Here is a 16,155-nt window from a genome sequence, read left to right as displayed (position 1 = left end):
TTTTTATTTCTTAATTTCATAGGATACTAAAAAACACTGGATTCGCGGAGATATTGCGAATCCAGTGTTTCTATTATTTTCTGGTAGTTTCTTTTAACCAATCATCTGAACACTAATCCGCGATCAGTCACAATAGCTTGGCCTGTAACGTAATCCGCGTCGTCGGATGCCAGGAAGGAGGCCAAGTTGGCGACATCTTCCGGTTCTTGAGGGCGGCCAAGCAGAATATTTCCAGAGAATTGTTTAAAGGCATCGCCCGGCTGCCTATGGTCATAGTACATCATCATTTCTTCGTCGATCCGGTCCCACATGGCCGTCCCAGCTACACCCGGACAATAAGCATTGACCTGGATATCGTGTTTCGCCAATTCTTTTGCGAAAGAATGAGTAAAGATTTGACGGCATGCTTCGTCGCTGAATACGTGGAGAGCATTTCAGAGGATTCATGCCCTGCGATGCTGCAAGCGTTGATGATTTTCCCTTGGCTCTTCTGTTTGATGAATTGTGCTGCAGCTGCTTGTGCCAAAGACCACGCCGTTGACATTGATTGAAAACGCTCTTGTGGTAAATTCGCGCGCCTGTGTCAGACCCGATTCAGTTTATTCACGACAATTGCATGCAAATGAAGCTGTATCCAGAAAATGCAAAGGTTTTCGGATCCATCTTTTCTATATTTATCCAAAAATATAAATAGTCTTCATTGTGCCGGACACAGGGAACATCTCACTGGCCTCATTCTCCGCAATGGATGGCTCAAATCTCCGCACACGCGGCTTTTTCGTTCCGCAATCCTCAGCCTATTCATCGCGAAAAGGAAATCGGAATTTTAATCTAATCGGCCATTGTCCAGATAGGCGGTCGTGCCGCTTCGATGGCGGTTTGGCGTTTAGGCAATTTCAATCGAAAAAAGTTAATGAGTAAATAATGTAAAAATTCGGAAAACAAATTGACACCTCCTGCTTGTACTGGTAAATTAGGATTAGTCAATATTTGTTCTGCTAGGTAAATAGATAGCTTATTCTTGGAACCACCTCTATATAAAGTTTTATATAATTGCCAAAAAAGATGGAGTTTACAGCTCTAAAAGGAAAAGGCGGCAAACCGAAATACGTCTTTTATTAACCGCCTGAGGAGGCTTTTTGAATGTCAAATACTCAAAAGAAAAGAATTTTAATACTGGGTGGAAGCCGCCATATGGTCAATGTAGTAGAAACGGCCAAAAGGATGGGATTTTACACCATCGTTATAGACAAAGAAACCGGATCTCCGGCAAAAAGCTATGCGGATAAATTCTACGATGTCAGTACAGCGGAAATCGGCGAAGTGGCAGAGCTGGCTGAAGCAGAAAAAGTGGATGGCATTTTTACGGCGTTTGAAGACGTGAACACTTGGAATGCCCAAGCCTTGTGTGAAAAGCTTGGTCTGCCTTTTTATGCGACGAAAGAGCAGCTGGAAATTTGTTCGAATAAAGATAAATTCAAGGCGTATTGCAGGGCCTATGGGGTTCCTGTCATTGAAGAGTATCCTTTTGCCGGAAGTATGGATGATGGAACACTAGCTGGCCTGGACTTCCCGGTCATTGTCAAACCGGTGGACAGTTATGCCAGCCAGGGAATCACAGTCTGCTATAACCAAGAGGAAGTAAGCAAAGCCTATCAAAAAGCAATCGGTTTTTCAAAATCAGGAAAAGTGATTGTAGAGCGTTTTATCGATACTTCTTATGGCGTGCAGATGTTTTACACGATTCAAAATAAGGAAGTCCTTTTGACGGCAGTGGTCGACAGGCATGTGCATCAACAAAGCAAAGAGCATCCGCCTTTGCCGGTTGCTATGGTATTTCCATCCCGGCATCAAGACCAGTTTATCCACACAGTGGACCAGCCGATCCGAAAAATGATACAAGGGATGGGGATTGAAAATGGGGTTGTGTTTATCCAATCGCTTTTTGAAAATGGCGCCTTTTACATTTACGAAATGGGATTCCGTTTAAGCGGGGAACAGCATTATCGCATTATTGAACAGCAGACAAACGTTAATCTGCTGGGCATGATGCTTGACTTTGCTGTAGGCGAACCAATCGATCAATATGATATGGCAAAATACGACAATGGCGGGCTTCCTCAGCCTTCTTGCAACCTGCCCATTCTTCTGGGAAATGGAACCATAAGGGAAATTATCGGACTGGAGAAAATAATAGAGATGCCTGAGGTGATTTCCCAGGTCTTGAACCGGACCGTTGGGGATCAAATAGAAGTTACCGGTTCCTATGGCCAAATGTTTGGCCGGTTTAACATCGTTGCGGATACAGAAGAAGAACTATGGCAAACGGTGAATGCCATTTATGATCAGCTACAGATTCTTTCCAGTGAAGGAGAGGACATGATTGTCGCTCGATTCAGTCCAGTAGAAGCTGAAAAGCAGTCGAGTTGAATAAAGGCAAGCGGGGAAGCAAGTGCAGCCAGGAACCACACCAGTTTCTGGCTGTGTTTTTTCGAACTTTTTTTGCTTTCCGTATCCGTGCTGCTCGTGCTTGGCGGAATGCTTGCAAGTGTAGCGAGAGATGTTTATTGCTAAGTTCAAAGGGAATGATGTAGATACACATATTTTAATTTCGATTTTTGGAGGTAAAGAACATGAGCAGAACAAATCAAGTAAACATTGCGGAAGCACACACCATAGATAACCAAGTAATCTTTTTCAAAAGCCAGGACGAGTTTGCAAAAGCATTGCGAGAAGGCATCAGAGCTTTTGAAGAAACGGGTTTTATTGAAGAATTGGCAGAAAAGGAATAAGGAAGTGAGGCAGCTCCTAAAGGGGGCGCTTTTTTATTTTCGGAGAAGTTTTTAGAGAAAATCCTCACAGCGGTTAAGTCTGACAAGCTGGTTTGAAAAGTCGCGCCTCTGTGTTGAAAACAATTCTGCCTATGCGCAACAATTGTATAGAGAAAAAGCCGCATCCAGTAACCGTAAGGGTTTCAGGCTGCGGCTTTCGCATGTGTATAGCGAAGAGTAAATAGTGATAATTGAGACGCACCTAGTGGATAACCCCCTATTTAGCTCGTTGGATTTTGAACGCATACGCTAACCTGTGATATTCTGAGAAGAAGAATAGATGAAGTGTGGTCACTTGCATTTTGCACAAAGCATCGCTCTCTTTCTTTTCATTTGACCGAAAGAGACAGGCGGTTAATAGGAAGATAGAATGTTCAACTTGTAGCGGAAAGGGGATTTTCATGATTATTTTCCAGAGTTGCTTATGGCAAACGAACTCGACTTTAATAGAGGGGAAGGAGGAGTGTTTCCTGTTTGACCCCACCTACTATCCTCATGAATTGGAACAAATTAAAAAATCTCTTCCAGACAAACGGCTAAACTTGATCTACACTCATGCGGATTGGGATCATATTGCTGGATTTTCCGAGTTTTCATATGGGCATACGCTGGGCCATCACAAGATCAGTGAAAGCAAAGACCAAATTGAGAAAGTGAAATCTTTTGATCTCCAGTGGTATGTCGCACGTGACAAAGAACTTGAGTTTCCAAGGATTGATGAAGAAATAGTGGGGGAGACCACCAAGTTGACCTCAGATGATTCTCTTTATTTCTTGACCATTCCAGGCCATACCCCCGATATGATGGCTACCTTTTTTCTGAAACGCAAACTTGTTGTAGCAGGAGACGTCTTATCAGATTTAGAATTTCCATTTATTTTTTATTCGAGCCAAGAATACATCAAGAGTTTGCAGATGATGAAAGAGAAAATAACCGAACATCATATCCACACGCTGATTCCTGGACACGGCCGTCCTATTTTTAATTCTCAAAGGGAGATTCTCCAACGAATCGAAGACGATTTGGCTTATCTTTACCAATTAACGTCTGGTGATAAACGAGCTTATTATCGGCGACAGCCAATTCCCCCACACTTGATTTCCCGACATGAAGCAAATGTAAATTTTGTTGAAACAGAACTAAAGTAAGAGAGGAGAAAACCTTGCTTCTATGTACAAGACCTTTCAGCGATTGCATAAAGGAAATCCGCATCCAGGAACCATAAAGCACAATAAGGGAAAAAGAAAGCATTTTTTATAGCTGCTCGGGGAATAAAATTACAGAGGGATTCCTTGATTATTTACAAAATACTTTATTAGGAGAAAAAGGAGGATACTATGGATTTAAATACTCAGGCTGTTGAGGATCTATTAAGTGCTGACGAGTTGAAAGAAGTGAATGCATACTTCGAGACCAATAAATCAGGGATTATGAAGGAGCTTGCGGAAATAGACCAACACATCGCATTACGTCCTTTAGCTGTAGTCTTTCGGGAAGTAGATGAAGAGCTGCATAGCCGATACCAGGCTTTGAGTTTTTCGGAAGAAGTTAGGGAAGATGGCAGTGATGGGGTATATGTGGAATTGGTTAAATAAGTGAAAGAAGTAAGATGAGGAGTGTCCATATGGGCATTCTTTTTTGATATCAAACTCTTCTATTGAAAATAACGTAGCTGGTTCAATCTTATTTCATGAAGGAGTTTATAAAAAAGCGAATCAAGGCGATTAGTAGAAATGGTGTTAGTTAATATAGAAAGAATCCGCTATCTTCGGTATGAAGATAGCTTTTTGCTTTCATAAAACATATTTCCATTAACTCAAGCGGAGTGCCATAAAATTGTCCGCTTTTCTGTCCTGTTCAATCATATAGGGATAAGAGTAAATAATAGTAAGAGTTGATATAGGAGGGGAACGGCAATGAATACGGATATAGGCCCACTTATTCGAGGCAGAAGAAAAGAAATGGGCTTATCACAAGAGACTTTAGCTGAAAAAGCCCAAGTGAGTGAACGTACAATACGAAGAATAAGTAAATCGCGCCACTGTGTAAGATACAATTTAAATTATTCAACTGAAATGAATGCCAAAAGACCGCCTTCCATGAAATTAACGGATTTCGAAGGCTGTCTTTGTGTTTTCGTGCAGCCAGCTAATTATCCATAATTGCTCTGGGTAAAAGGAAGAAATATTAATATATGTAAATATTTTATTATTGCATAATGAATGAGCCACGTATGCGTAAAATCAAGTCATCAATTGCGGAAGATAGAGCCACAAACATATTTTCACGATAAACACCTCCGGTGAGACTGGCAGCTCTTTTGAATAATTGTCTTTTCCTTGCCTTTCAAAACCCGAGTCAACTAACGTTTCTACTTTAGATGGGATTCAAACTGTTCCCGTTAAGTAAAATTTTGTATAGAGTATCTGTTTTAGAGGAGTGATTCAATAAACGAAACGAAATTTATTGAAGTCGCGCTGGAAGTTTAATTATCGGTATAGAACATTAAAAGCCTTGATCCTCTTAAAAGAAGTCAAGGCTTTGATGCTGACAGTTTTAAAAAAATATATATAAGTTCTATCTAGATATTTTAATATTTTGCTTAAAATACAGTCGAAACACCTGTTTAAGCAGCAATTTCAATTTTATACCTATCCAATAAAAAAGAAATATCTTAAAAGACAGTTAACCCCGGAATATCATAGCTTCATTGATTGCTTCTACTACTGAATGAACAAAATTTTTATCAGTTGACCAAAGTGCATCTTTTTCATTGGCACTGGAGGATAGCTTAACAATATATTTAGTTTTTTTAAACTTAAATATTAATACAGCTAAGGCTATTAAAATAATGCCTCCCAAAAAAGTTTCGGTAAGCGCTACTAGACCTATTAAACCTAAAATGATTTCTAGTTTCCTGCCTGGTTTTGCTTCCAAAGTAGATACAGAGGTTACATTTGCTGTTGCATATGTAGTGCCACCCAAATTCATTCTAGTATTGGATATTAATACATTTTCACTTTGAAAGAAAATCTTTTCCTGAGCCTGTGCTTGTGTTACCATTTTACCCCTCCTATATAGTTATATTTATTCATTATAATATTACCATTTATTTTCAAAAAGACAATCAAACTTTAGAAAAAAGACCCTGGTAATATTTTGGGACTAGTTATAAAATCAGAGTTCGCCTCCTAAGAAAAGAAACAATTCTACAGGATTTTGGCAATTCAAAGCGATTGTATGACCAAGAAAATGGAGAACATTACTTAAGATATTAAACATGAACCTTAAAGTAGTAATAATGTCGACTAGGAACTCCAAAGTGAAGAATTTAATAAAATCGCGCCCCTGTGTTGAAAAGAATTCTGCCTATACACCACAATTGTATAGAGAAAAAGCCGCATCCAGTAACCGTAAGGGTTTCGGGCTGCGGCTTTCGCATGTTTGATACGAAAAGGAAATCGTCATGATTGAGCCGCACCCAGGGACCAACTGGGGACGGCTGGAGAGAGGCGAATTCAGCGAGCTTCTGCCCGAAGAAAACCGCCGGCATTACATCGTCGGCGGCTCCATCTCTTCCACGTGCGGATCTCTTCCGCATTCTGCGCATAGGTCAGGCAATACATGCCATATGCCAGATTATTTTTCTCGAACGGTTCCGGCAAGATCTCCCGCAACAGCTTCCGGTCCAGAAACGGAGGGGCGGGCAATCTTTGAAGTGGACCATGAAGTGCAGCGGAAGCTAGATCCGAGAAGGCGCGTGGAGATCCGGAACTTAATCATCGAATCGCTTGAAAAAAACGAGCACTTCTATTTTTCACCGTTCATCTTTTCAAGCCGGAAAGGGACCAGCGAAGTGGAAGGCGGATTTGAGCTCGTGCCTGGAAACAAGATTTATGTCCTGGACGGCCAGCATCATCCTTTCTCTCCGTGAAGTTGATACAGGGCCATCCACTGCTAGAACACATTGAGATTCACCGCGTAGCGTTTCGCCAGCCTTTTTTCAAATTATGGCTTTCGAGATATTCTCAGACCATTTATAGTTTGTCTGCCACTGAAAATTTCCTCATAGAAAAACTGCACCTCCATTTCTAGTTGTGTCTAACAATGGAGGTGCAGTTTAAGTTTGAGGATGGCTTTTGTTTGTTTAGGAATTAGGAAATAACCATATTCCATACCCTTGGACGAAATGGGCAACTTCTTTGGCATATGGTGGTAAAAAGATGGCAGAGGTGCTACATGTTGGTGGCTGCCATCCCTACTTGACTATCTTTCAGCATAACGGGAGCTGAAATGAGAAAAAACCAAATGAGGTCATTTTTTAAAAAGGCATGCTTCGGAGAGCAATTCATTTAAGAAACGGGATAATAAGTAATTAATTTAGGTATATAGGTAAATTAAGAAATAAAAAGTATGTAATAATATCTACAGCTGTAGTATGATTATTAAGGTTTCCGAAACATTTGGAAATTTTATAAAATTATTATTTAGGAGGGGAAGCTATGCAGCGAAAGTATCAATGTATGTTTTTTGTTGTTGTAATGATATTTTCCATATTGTTTCCATATGGAGTATTGGCAACAGGCACGAATTCCAGTGATTTCGAGGATATTAAGGGACACTGGGCAGAAAAAGAAATTAGGGAGTTAATTAAAGAAGGCATCGTAACAGGAAGTATGCAAAATGGCAATTTAGTAGTTAATCCAAACTTGGAAATCACAAGAGCTGAATTTTTCGCCCTTCTTATTCGTAGTTTAAAAATTAACGTTGAAGAAGAAACGGTTCCACTAAAGCCGTCTTTTAAAGATATAAACAAGCATTGGGCAGAGTCATACATAGAAGGGGCTAAAAAGCGTGAAATTACGATTGGTTATCCAGATGGTACTTTTAAGCCAAATCAAAATATTAGTAGAGCTGAGGCTGTAACTACAATCGTTCGTGCTTATAAAGTTGTTCAAGGTTCAGCTAAAGCCAGTGTGAATGGTAACTTTAAAGATATTACCGTAAAGCATTGGGCATATCCAAACATTTTACTAGCTGTTAACCAAGGATTCGTAAATGGATACCCGGATAACACATTTAAACCAGAGAATAAAATAAAAAGAGCAGAAAGTTTTGCTCTAATTTATAGAATAATCAACAAAAAGACACCTACAGGTGGAGGAGGACCTGGTGGGTCAGTGGATTCTGACGGAACCGATGATCCGGGTGACTTCAAGGTTTCAGGGCGATGGGCTTATGATAGTGAGAAAGATGCATTAGGCTGGGAATTAGATTGGGGTCAAGAAAGCCGACAAGCTCAAGCTAAAACATATAATATTTATAGAAGTTTTACAGATGAAGAAGGTTCATATGAGCTTATTGCAAAAGGAATTAAAGCTAAAACATATGTTGATGCAGAATTTAATTCTTTTGGAAAAACGTATTACAAAGTTAGCGTGGAAGAAAACGGTCGTGAAGTATATAGTTCAAATAAGATAGTTGCAGACATGATAGTAGACAGTGATAATGACGGATTATCTGATGTTATGGAAAGTGTGCACGGTTCCGATCCGACTATTTCAGATACAGATGGGGATGGACTTACAGATTATTACGAGGTTTACCAAGCTGATACTAGTCCAGTTAAGAAGGACACAGATGGAAATGGCAAAGAGGATCAAGATGAGGATACAGACAAAGATAAGTTGACGATCCTTGAAGAAGTAGATTTAGAAACAGATCCACTAAAAGCAGATACTGATGCTGATGGTATATTAGATGGTGAAGAAGTAACTGCTGGCACGAATCCGTTATTAGCAGATACAGATCAGGACAAATTATTGGATGGAGAAGAGCAGCCATTTGGGTTTAATCCTTTGAAAAAAGATACAAACAATAATGGCGTAATAGATGGAGAAGAGAAAACCACTCGAAATATTCTTCCGGAATCTAGTGAAGTGGATGCGTCTGTTTCCCCTTCTTTATTTATGGAGGGAACCGCTGCTGATTTAACTAGCGTTACCATTACAAATTTAGAAGAAGAGAATCAATTTTTATCAGAAGATATTCCAGGGTATATTGGATCAGCATATAATTTCGAAGCTGGATTTGAGTTTACACAAGCAAGTATGACCTTTTCATACAAAGAAAATGTAGTTACAGAAGATTTTGAACCAGCTATTTATTATTATAATGAGCAAGAGCAAAAGTTGGAATACTTGCCAAATCAAATTCATAATCCAGAGAATAATACAGTTACAGCCAATGTAGAACACTTTAGCTCCTACATTTTATTGAATAAAGTAGAGTGGGATGAAGTATGGGCAAATGAAATGGCAGCACCGATCATTGGTGAAAATGGAAAGACAAAAAATATTGATGTAGTTTTTTCTATTGATTCGTCCGGCTCTATGTATAGTAACGATCCAGACGATATAAGAAAAACTGCTTCTATGAATTTTGTAGATAAGTTAAAAGAAAGTGATCGTGGAGCAGTCGTTGATTTTGATAGCTACGCTGATGTTGTAGTGGAGCTTACAAATAATAAAGAACATATAAAATATGGAATAGATACAATTGACTCGTCAGGTGGAACAAATATATACCGTGGTTTACAAGCAGCTCTAGAAGAGCTTAAACAAAACGGTCGTGATGATCATTACAAAATGATCGTGTTCCTTACTGATGGTGATGGTAGTTGGAATGAAAGCATCATAAACGAATTGAATGAAAATAATGTTACTGTCTATACAGTTGGATTGGGGAACGATGTTCAAGAACCACTCTTACAAAGAATTGCCCAATCGACAAATGGTAAGTATTATTTTGCAGAACATCATGATAAGCTACAAGAAATTATTGAAGAAGTAGCCGAAGACTCTGTTGAACAGACTAAAGATGAAGATGGCGATGGATTGCCGGATAAATTAGAAGTGGGAGGATTCCGAGTAGGAAATGGCTTGTATTTCACTTCAAGTCCTGCTTTAAAAGATACGGATGGTGATGGCATCGATGACGGGGATGAAATAACCACAGAATTTGTTCCTTTCTTTGGAGGATTTTATAAATACAATTCGAATCCCCGAGATCCTGATACAGACGATGACGGTTACTTGGATGGCGAAGAGCAGCTAGAAGATAGATTAACTTATAACGTATCTCCCAGAACTGCCGCCATTTTCTCACACTCATCTTATGTGGAAATTGATAAAGCTGAGTATCTTAATCATAATTTAAGCACCATGCCTTTAAGTGAAGAGAAACGCAGCGAACTGGACGGATTTTTTGATTTAGGAACAGCTCACTACAATGAATTAAATGATTGGAAGTTAATCAAGTATGAAGATGGTGCTACAGGATTTCATGCTTTAGCCTTCAAGCGCGGCAATAATATTGCTGTAGTATATAGAGGTACCGATTCATGGGCTGATTGGGGACAAAACGCAGGTATATACCTTTTTAATAGTCATAAACAAGTACCCACGGCCAGAGATTTTTTAGCTGAATTGGTACTGGAATATCCTGATGCTAAATATCATACAATGGGGCATTCTTTAGGTGGGTTTTTAGTTCAAACTTCAACATATAGTTTAGTTAGTAATGAACTTGGAGAAAAGGGCATCCGGTTCAAAGAGAATGAGCGGTTAAAGCAAGTCATTTCCAGAGGAATAGATTTTGAAAAAGGAATGACTTATAATTCCGCATATTTCTTTTTGAATTCAGATGATACCCAACCATCTATCGATTTGGATATAGTAAAAGGTGACTCTTATAATAAAGTTGTGTTTAATTGGATTATTGAAGATGATCCGCTTCACACACTCATTTTCGCAAAAGATGAAAATAAAAAGCGCTTGGGAACTGAATATGTAGTTGGAAAAAGTATCATCGACAATGCTCACGGCGTTATGAATTTCTTTGAACCAACCTATGAAAAATTGATCAAAGAGAAAGAGTTTGATGCTTTATATACTCATTAAGCTAACCCGGATTATGAAAAAGAGAAAGAGGAGTTCTCTTTCTCTTTCTTTTTTATGAATGATAAATATAGGAGGGAATAGAATGTTATGGTACTACTTTTTGTTAAATTTAGTATTCATTCCACTAGATGTAATTGCATTCTATAGTTTTTTTACGGGCTTTATAAACTTTGAATATTTCAGTACTATCCAAATCTTATTATCTTATTTAATAATATTTATTTATTTATCCCTTCCAAGTTTAATAGCGTTTATAATTTACAAAAATTCTTCCAATAATAAAAATTTTATATACTTCTTAATTTTTATTGTTTCCAAAAATATTATTTTTTTCTCTTTTTTATTTTTCCTTCAGTAATTGGCCATTCGTTGTTAGTGAAGAAGCCGAATTTATTGTTAAGTAATATTTAAAATTGCAGCCCTATCTGGAACGCAATTCTAAATATGCAAAGATACTGTGTGAGAAATCCGCTAAAATCACTAATTTGGCGGATTTCTTTCGCGCTTTTAAGGCGAAATATCAAGCAGTCATAACTGCATAATAATTATCCAATGAACAGGGACGAAATGAGACGGCTGTTATATAGAAATGTCCGATGAAGTGGACAAAGAATAGTGAGAAGATGCCCTTCGACATCTTCTCACTATTCCTTTTAGAACCTATTATTCATCTTCACTTTTGATAATTCCATACGGACTATCTCTTTCATGTGAATACTGATTAATTGCCTTCGGAAATGTTAGACCGGGAAAAATGTCTTGCTCCAGTCACCCTTTCCGCCTGAAAACCATGTCGACCATACACGGTCATTGTTCTGTTCGGCGTTGATTCCAAAAACATCCATCTGTCTGTTGTTTCTGCTGATGGTAGAAACATGAGGATGAAATTCAGGAAGATATCCATTTGATGGAACTTGGAACGCTCCTTTCCAGCCATCGTAGAACCAGGTGCTCCAAAGGTGCTTGTGTTGATCCATATAGAAAACCTCGACATGTTCCAATTTTCTTGAAACCGCGGAAAGGCTTGCGCCAGGAGTAAGCGGAAGTGGAGGCGAAGGGAGTACTTGCCAGCCGCTCCATCCGCCGTGCCAATGATTGTTTTGAAGCTGGCCATTCTCATCTATTCCAAAAAGATCCATGTGATCAGCACTCCTAGCGACAAAGCTAAGGTGGCTGCCCGGAAGAAAACGGGCTCCGTGAAGGTCTTCCCAGTTATCCCAGTATCCATTCCACCAGCGAAGTTTTACAATCCCATCTTGGCCTACAGCAGCAACATTCATACGTTGCGGACTACGACTTAACGCAGCTACAGGAGCACCCGGTGGGAACAGAGGGCCACCCATGGATCTCCACCCATTCCAAAATGCACGGCCTGCCGATGCGTTCTCTGACCAGGCAATATAAAGCTGACCGTCGTTCCCAACTACAAAAATATCTATATAGTTAGCAGAACGCGAGGTGACACCGATATGGCAAATCTTCGGGAAAACCATTTCCATAGATATATCATTCCATATCCCAGCTGGTATGCTGGTTGGACGAAGTTGCGATACTCGCATAGATTGATTTTCATCAACCGCAAATACCATAATTCTGTTTTGATTCACTGCTACAGATTCAATAGGGGCTTCAGGATGAAACGTTGTCTGTGCCATTCCGTTGTACCACATCATGACATACCACATACTCCATAGTCTCTCGTTCCAAAAAGAAGTGCGCGGTATCCCGTCATCGCCTATAACAAAGACACTCATATGGGTGGAATAAGGTGCAACAGCCGATAGATGTGAAGACTCTGAGAGCCGAGGAGGCTGATAACCCAAGCCGTCAGGTACTTTTTCATCTACAGAAGCAGAGTAGTCGGTTGAACAACCGCTGAAGAAAGCTGGCCAAGGTTCTTTAAAGCCTTTCACTCTAAATGTATAGGTTTCACCTTCCCTTACTCCTTGTACTTCATAACTCTGTCCTTTAATTCCCTCAATAATGCTAACCTGCCCATCACTGGTAGTGATTTCCAAATCAAAGAAGTCATAGTTGTTGAGATTGTTCCAGTTTACAATTAATCCCCCGCGAAAAGGATCAATATTCAAAATGGAAGGTGGAATATCACATGCATCTTCTCCAAGTGGCTGCAGATCTGGCTCGTGGACATGTACTTCAGAAAAATAGCAGTATCTTTCAGTGAATTCAAATTGTTTTCCAAAATCGGGTACATTGATTGAACAAATTGCCACTGTTCCAGAATATCCTGAACGGAGGGAAACTATTGCACTGACAACTCTTCCATTGTTGGTGCTCATTGACTTAAGAAGCTTTGGAGCTCCAGATTCAACATTGTATAACGCTATATAGTCAGGTATTGTTAAATCATAGTCCCATTCGACTTGAAACTCTGAAAACGGTTTGCCGACTGTCACTTGTGTCCATCTTACATTAGTAAAGTAGGCCATCTTCTCCACACCTTTCCTTATATATGATGCGCTTATGGTATGATTGCTAGCCGAATTTATAGACATACCCATTTCTGTTTTGTGGTTTGAAGATACCGCCTCCCTATAACCGTATATTTTAAAATTTATTCAATAGCTTACATACAATTACGCAACTCTTTCACTAACCATATAAGAGTAGTTCAATAAATACTTAGCCATATTTTTTTATCTATGCATAAACTTTCTTACATCCTTTTCTTAAAAAATTATGGTTAAAATGAGGTGTATATGTTTTTGAATTACTTTTAAGTATAATTTATAGTTTAAATTTAAAAAGAAAATATTTTTATGCTTTTTTACCAATATAATATCATATTTTCAATAATTTATATATAAAATTTTAGAATATTCTATATATTTAATTTTTACATAAAGTTCTATTTTGAATATGTTTTTATATAGCCATAACATGTGTAGGCTCAAAAGCTGCCCTATAAAACGTCATGTTTTTTAAGATACTGCTTTCTTCTTCCATATAGGAATTAGCAAAGTATCCGAGAAGGAGCTATACGAACAGCTATTGAACGACTTTCCGATGTAGTGGAAGAAGCGAAAGGAAAATGTTTTCTACGTTAGAACTATTTAAAGTAACTAAGCTATCACCATCCCGAGCAAACTGTTGTGAAAACAAAGCCCCTCCTGTAAGATAAGCGAAACGGAAGGGTGATTAACATGGCATTTATGGACAAGCTGAACGAACTAAAAGACAAATCGATCGAAAAAGGCAAAGCCCATTGGGATGAAAATAAAGATGGCTATATCGAAAAAGCAACAAATTTGAAAAACACGATCAAAGACAAAGTTTTGAAATAAGAAGAGTTCCAAGCAGCCAGGCACATTGTGTCTGGCTTTTATTTTGCACAGTCAGCAGCTGTGATCATCAAATTGGTGAATATTTATTTGTATATTATTGTTAACAGATATCCGGCTAGATGGTAAAATCTACTTACAGATAGAAAGAGGAGTAGATTAGAAATGTACCAAAAATTGATTATTGGAGTATTGCTGATTGCAGTAGTGTTCATCATTTACTATGGTGAACGTAATTTCGGAAAATATGAAGCTTCGAGCAGCGCCATAAAGGAAACGCAGGAAACACAAGAAGCAACAGAAGTAACAGAGGAAACACGGGAACCGGTAACCTTCTCAGAAAAATTGGAAGCCGGAGAAGCAGTGACGGTGGTTTTTCTGGGCGACTCTGTGACTGAGCAAAACAAAACGACGAATAGCCAGCCAAACCATGTAGGAAAAATGCAGGAATGGTTCGATGAAAACTATCCTGACCAAGTGCAAGTCATTAATGCAGGAGTGAGCGGAAATTCAATCACCCAGATGAAAGACAGGTTGTCGACAGATGTGTTAGCTTTCAACCCTGATTTAGTGATTGTTTCTGCAGGTCTTAATGATGCAGTGGGCACTTCGAAGATTCCGGTTGAGGAGTTTAAGGAAAGCTATGCTTTCTTAGTGAATGAATTACAAAAGTCAGGAGAGACTGAAGTGATTGTAAGAACTCCGAATCTTACGCTCAATCCCTCTTTGAATAACCAAATGGTTCCTTATCTTGAAGCGACGAAGACACTTGCCCAAGAAGAAAATGTGAAACTATTTGATTTCTACGAGACGATGGCCAGTGACATGGCAGAGAAAAATATTAAGCATATTGAATTGATGCAAGATATCATCCATCCGGATGAAGACGGCCAGGAGTATATATTCCAGACTCTTAAGGCGTATATGGAAAAAGAAGTTATGGAGAAATAGTTGGAATGAACTGTTCCATGATAAGAGTGGGATTCAGATGATAAGAGGAAGAAGACTGTTTCACTGATGGAACCAAAAGAACCGCCTAACGCAGTTATGAAAACCTGCATAGGACGGTTCTTTTGATTTTTTAAAACATCTAGTTTCAAGTTGACCAGTTAAACGCTAGTTTCTTCATCTTCAGCAATCACTTGCGTCAACGCTTGGACAAACAGCTCAGTCGGTTGGGCGCCGGTCAAAGCATATTTGTTATTGATCAGGTAATATGGGACGCCTGTCACGCCGTAGCGCTTGGCTTCCTGCTGATCGGCACGAACGGCATCTGCCATGTCGCCGCTTGCCAGCATGTTGGCGACAGCTTCTCTGTCTAGCCCGACTTCTACTGCCAGTTCCGTTAAGGTTTCATGGTCACCGATATGTTTTGATTCAGTGAAATAGGCATGTAGAATCCGTTCGGTCATTTCTTTCAATAAGCCTTGCTGTTTCGCAAACAGCGTCAAACGATGAGCGTCGAACGTGTTGGTTAAAATCAACGTATCCATTTGATAGTCCAAGCCAGTTTCTTTCGCCATTTGCACGACGTTTTGCGTATTCGCTTTCGCTTGTTCAATGCTCATGCCATATTTCCGTGCCAGCATTTCGTGCATATTTTCTTTTACATTCCGGCCCATTGTCGGATCCAGTTCGTAGCTCCGGTAAGTCACTTCAATGGGATGGTCAATTCTCTGAATGGCGTCTTCCAGACGCCTTTTGCCAATATAGCAGAACGGTCAAGCAAAGTCTGTCCACATTTCAATCTTCATCGTAATCCCTCCAATATAGTAGTCATTTATAGCATAGAGGATATTTTCGCGATTTACACGTAATTTGAACTAATTTGCAGTATTGCAGGCGATGGCAACTGAATTTAACTACATACTTAAAAGACCGTCTTCAATGAAATCATGAAGGCGGTCTTTGTCTATAGGCATAGAAGAAAGGAAAGGGATGCGCTCTACTTGTGGTTTGATTTAGCAGGTTTATAAGGACTTAAAGAAAAGGTAAAAGTACAGCATTCTATAGATTGTGATTCCTTTTGTAAAGAATTAAATCATCTTAAGGGAACGCAAA

At 39.2% G+C, this 16,155-nt stretch carries 12 protein-coding genes and 1 pseudogene; 9 read left to right on the top strand and 4 right to left on the bottom strand.

Annotation, left to right across the window (positions count from 1 at the left end):
- Positions 1 to 101 precede the first annotated feature (101 nt).
- Positions 102 to 554: pseudogene (locus QWY16_RS15055) on the bottom strand (SDR family oxidoreductase); the annotation flags it as partial.
- Between the two features lie 589 nt (positions 555 to 1,143).
- On the opposite strand from QWY16_RS15055, the gene QWY16_RS15050 reads away from it, so the two are divergent.
- From QWY16_RS15050 to QWY16_RS15030, 5 genes are all read left to right on the top strand, one after another.
- The gene (locus QWY16_RS15050; protein WP_300990042.1) at positions 1,144 to 2,430 is read left to right on the top strand and encodes an ATP-binding protein; all 1,287 of its coding nucleotides are present in this window, start codon (positions 1,144 to 1,146) and stop codon (positions 2,428 to 2,430) included.
- A gap of 203 nt (positions 2,431 to 2,633) precedes the next feature.
- A complete protein-coding gene (locus QWY16_RS15045) occupies positions 2,634 to 2,792 on the top strand; it encodes a hypothetical protein (RefSeq protein ID WP_300990041.1) in 159 nt (52 codons plus the stop codon).
- A 440-nt stretch (positions 2,793 to 3,232) separates the two neighbouring features.
- Positions 3,233 to 3,979, top strand: coding sequence for an MBL fold metallo-hydrolase (locus QWY16_RS15040; RefSeq protein WP_300990040.1), 747 nt, complete (start codon positions 3,233 to 3,235; stop codon positions 3,977 to 3,979).
- A gap of 189 nt (positions 3,980 to 4,168) precedes the next feature.
- Positions 4,169 to 4,426 carry a hypothetical protein gene (locus tag QWY16_RS15035; protein ID WP_300990039.1) on the top strand — a complete coding sequence of 86 codons (258 nt, stop codon included), beginning with the start codon at positions 4,169 to 4,171 and terminating at the stop codon, positions 4,424 to 4,426.
- A 321-nt stretch (positions 4,427 to 4,747) separates the two neighbouring features.
- Positions 4,748 to 4,993 carry a helix-turn-helix domain-containing protein gene (locus tag QWY16_RS15030; protein WP_300990038.1) on the top strand — a complete coding sequence of 82 codons (246 nt, stop codon included), beginning with the start codon at positions 4,748 to 4,750 and terminating at the stop codon, positions 4,991 to 4,993.
- A 523-nt stretch (positions 4,994 to 5,516) separates the two neighbouring features.
- Here the strand turns inward: QWY16_RS15030 and QWY16_RS15025 are convergent.
- On the bottom strand, positions 5,517 to 5,894 hold the full coding sequence (locus tag QWY16_RS15025; protein WP_300990037.1) for a DUF6232 family protein: 378 nt from the start codon (positions 5,892 to 5,894) through the stop codon (positions 5,517 to 5,519).
- Positions 5,895 to 6,297: 403 nt separating this feature from the next.
- On the opposite strand from QWY16_RS15025, the gene QWY16_RS15020 reads away from it, so the two are divergent.
- Both QWY16_RS15020 and QWY16_RS15015 read left to right on the top strand, forming a co-directional pair.
- Positions 6,298 to 6,765, top strand: a complete 468-nt coding sequence (locus QWY16_RS15020) for a ParB N-terminal domain-containing protein (protein WP_300990036.1) — start codon at positions 6,298 to 6,300, stop codon at positions 6,763 to 6,765.
- A gap of 568 nt (positions 6,766 to 7,333) precedes the next feature.
- Positions 7,334 to 10,792 carry an S-layer homology domain-containing protein gene (locus tag QWY16_RS15015; RefSeq protein ID WP_300990035.1) on the top strand — a complete coding sequence of 1,153 codons (3,459 nt, stop codon included), beginning with the start codon at positions 7,334 to 7,336 and terminating at the stop codon, positions 10,790 to 10,792.
- A gap of 740 nt (positions 10,793 to 11,532) precedes the next feature.
- Here QWY16_RS15015 and QWY16_RS15010 read toward each other — a convergent pair.
- The gene (locus QWY16_RS15010; protein WP_300990034.1) at positions 11,533 to 13,209 is read right to left on the bottom strand and encodes a PLL family lectin; all 1,677 of its coding nucleotides are present in this window, start codon (positions 13,207 to 13,209) and stop codon (positions 11,533 to 11,535) included.
- Between the two features lie 747 nt (positions 13,210 to 13,956).
- Here QWY16_RS15010 and QWY16_RS15005 point away from each other — a divergent pair.
- Together QWY16_RS15005 and QWY16_RS15000 are read left to right on the top strand one after the other, a co-directional pair.
- Entirely contained in the window at positions 13,957 to 14,097 is a 141-nt protein-coding gene (locus tag QWY16_RS15005; protein WP_300990033.1) for a hypothetical protein, read from the top strand.
- 162 nt (positions 14,098 to 14,259) lie between these two features.
- The gene (locus tag QWY16_RS15000; RefSeq protein ID WP_300990032.1) at positions 14,260 to 15,045 is read left to right on the top strand and encodes an SGNH/GDSL hydrolase family protein; all 786 of its coding nucleotides are present in this window, start codon (positions 14,260 to 14,262) and stop codon (positions 15,043 to 15,045) included.
- Positions 15,046 to 15,203: 158 nt separating this feature from the next.
- Here the strand turns inward: QWY16_RS15000 and QWY16_RS14995 are convergent, their stop codons facing one another.
- Complete coding sequence (locus QWY16_RS14995) at positions 15,204 to 15,803, bottom strand: DsbA family oxidoreductase (RefSeq protein ID WP_300993468.1); 600 nt, start codon at positions 15,801 to 15,803, stop codon at positions 15,204 to 15,206.
- Positions 15,804 to 16,155 lie beyond the last annotated feature (352 nt).

The sequence above is a fragment of the Planococcus shenhongbingii genome (genome assembly GCF_030413635.1).
Classification (GTDB): Bacteria; Bacillota; Bacilli; order Bacillales_A; family Planococcaceae; genus Planococcus; species Planococcus shenhongbingii.
The sequence above is the reverse complement of the archived record's forward strand: the minus strand, read 5'-3'. Positions and strand labels throughout refer to the sequence as shown.

Coding starts and splice junctions, on each gene's coding strand:
- QWY16_RS15050 (WP_300990042.1), top strand. CDS start 1,144: ATGTCAAATACTCAAAAGAAAAGAATTTTAATACTGGGTGGAAGCCGC.
- QWY16_RS15045 (WP_300990041.1), top strand. CDS start 2,634: ATGAGCAGAACAAATCAAGTAAACATTGCGGAAGCACACACCATAGAT.
- QWY16_RS15040 (WP_300990040.1), top strand. CDS start 3,233: ATGATTATTTTCCAGAGTTGCTTATGGCAAACGAACTCGACTTTAATA.
- QWY16_RS15035 (WP_300990039.1), top strand. CDS start 4,169: ATGGATTTAAATACTCAGGCTGTTGAGGATCTATTAAGTGCTGACGAG.
- QWY16_RS15030 (WP_300990038.1), top strand. CDS start 4,748: ATGAATACGGATATAGGCCCACTTATTCGAGGCAGAAGAAAAGAAATG.
- QWY16_RS15025 (WP_300990037.1), bottom strand. CDS start 5,894: ATGGTAACACAAGCACAGGCTCAGGAAAAGATTTTCTTTCAAAGTGAA.
- QWY16_RS15020 (WP_300990036.1), top strand. CDS start 6,298: ATGATTGAGCCGCACCCAGGGACCAACTGGGGACGGCTGGAGAGAGGC.
- QWY16_RS15015 (WP_300990035.1), top strand. CDS start 7,334: ATGCAGCGAAAGTATCAATGTATGTTTTTTGTTGTTGTAATGATATTT.
- QWY16_RS15005 (WP_300990033.1), top strand. CDS start 13,957: ATGGCATTTATGGACAAGCTGAACGAACTAAAAGACAAATCGATCGAA.
- QWY16_RS15000 (WP_300990032.1), top strand. CDS start 14,260: ATGTACCAAAAATTGATTATTGGAGTATTGCTGATTGCAGTAGTGTTC.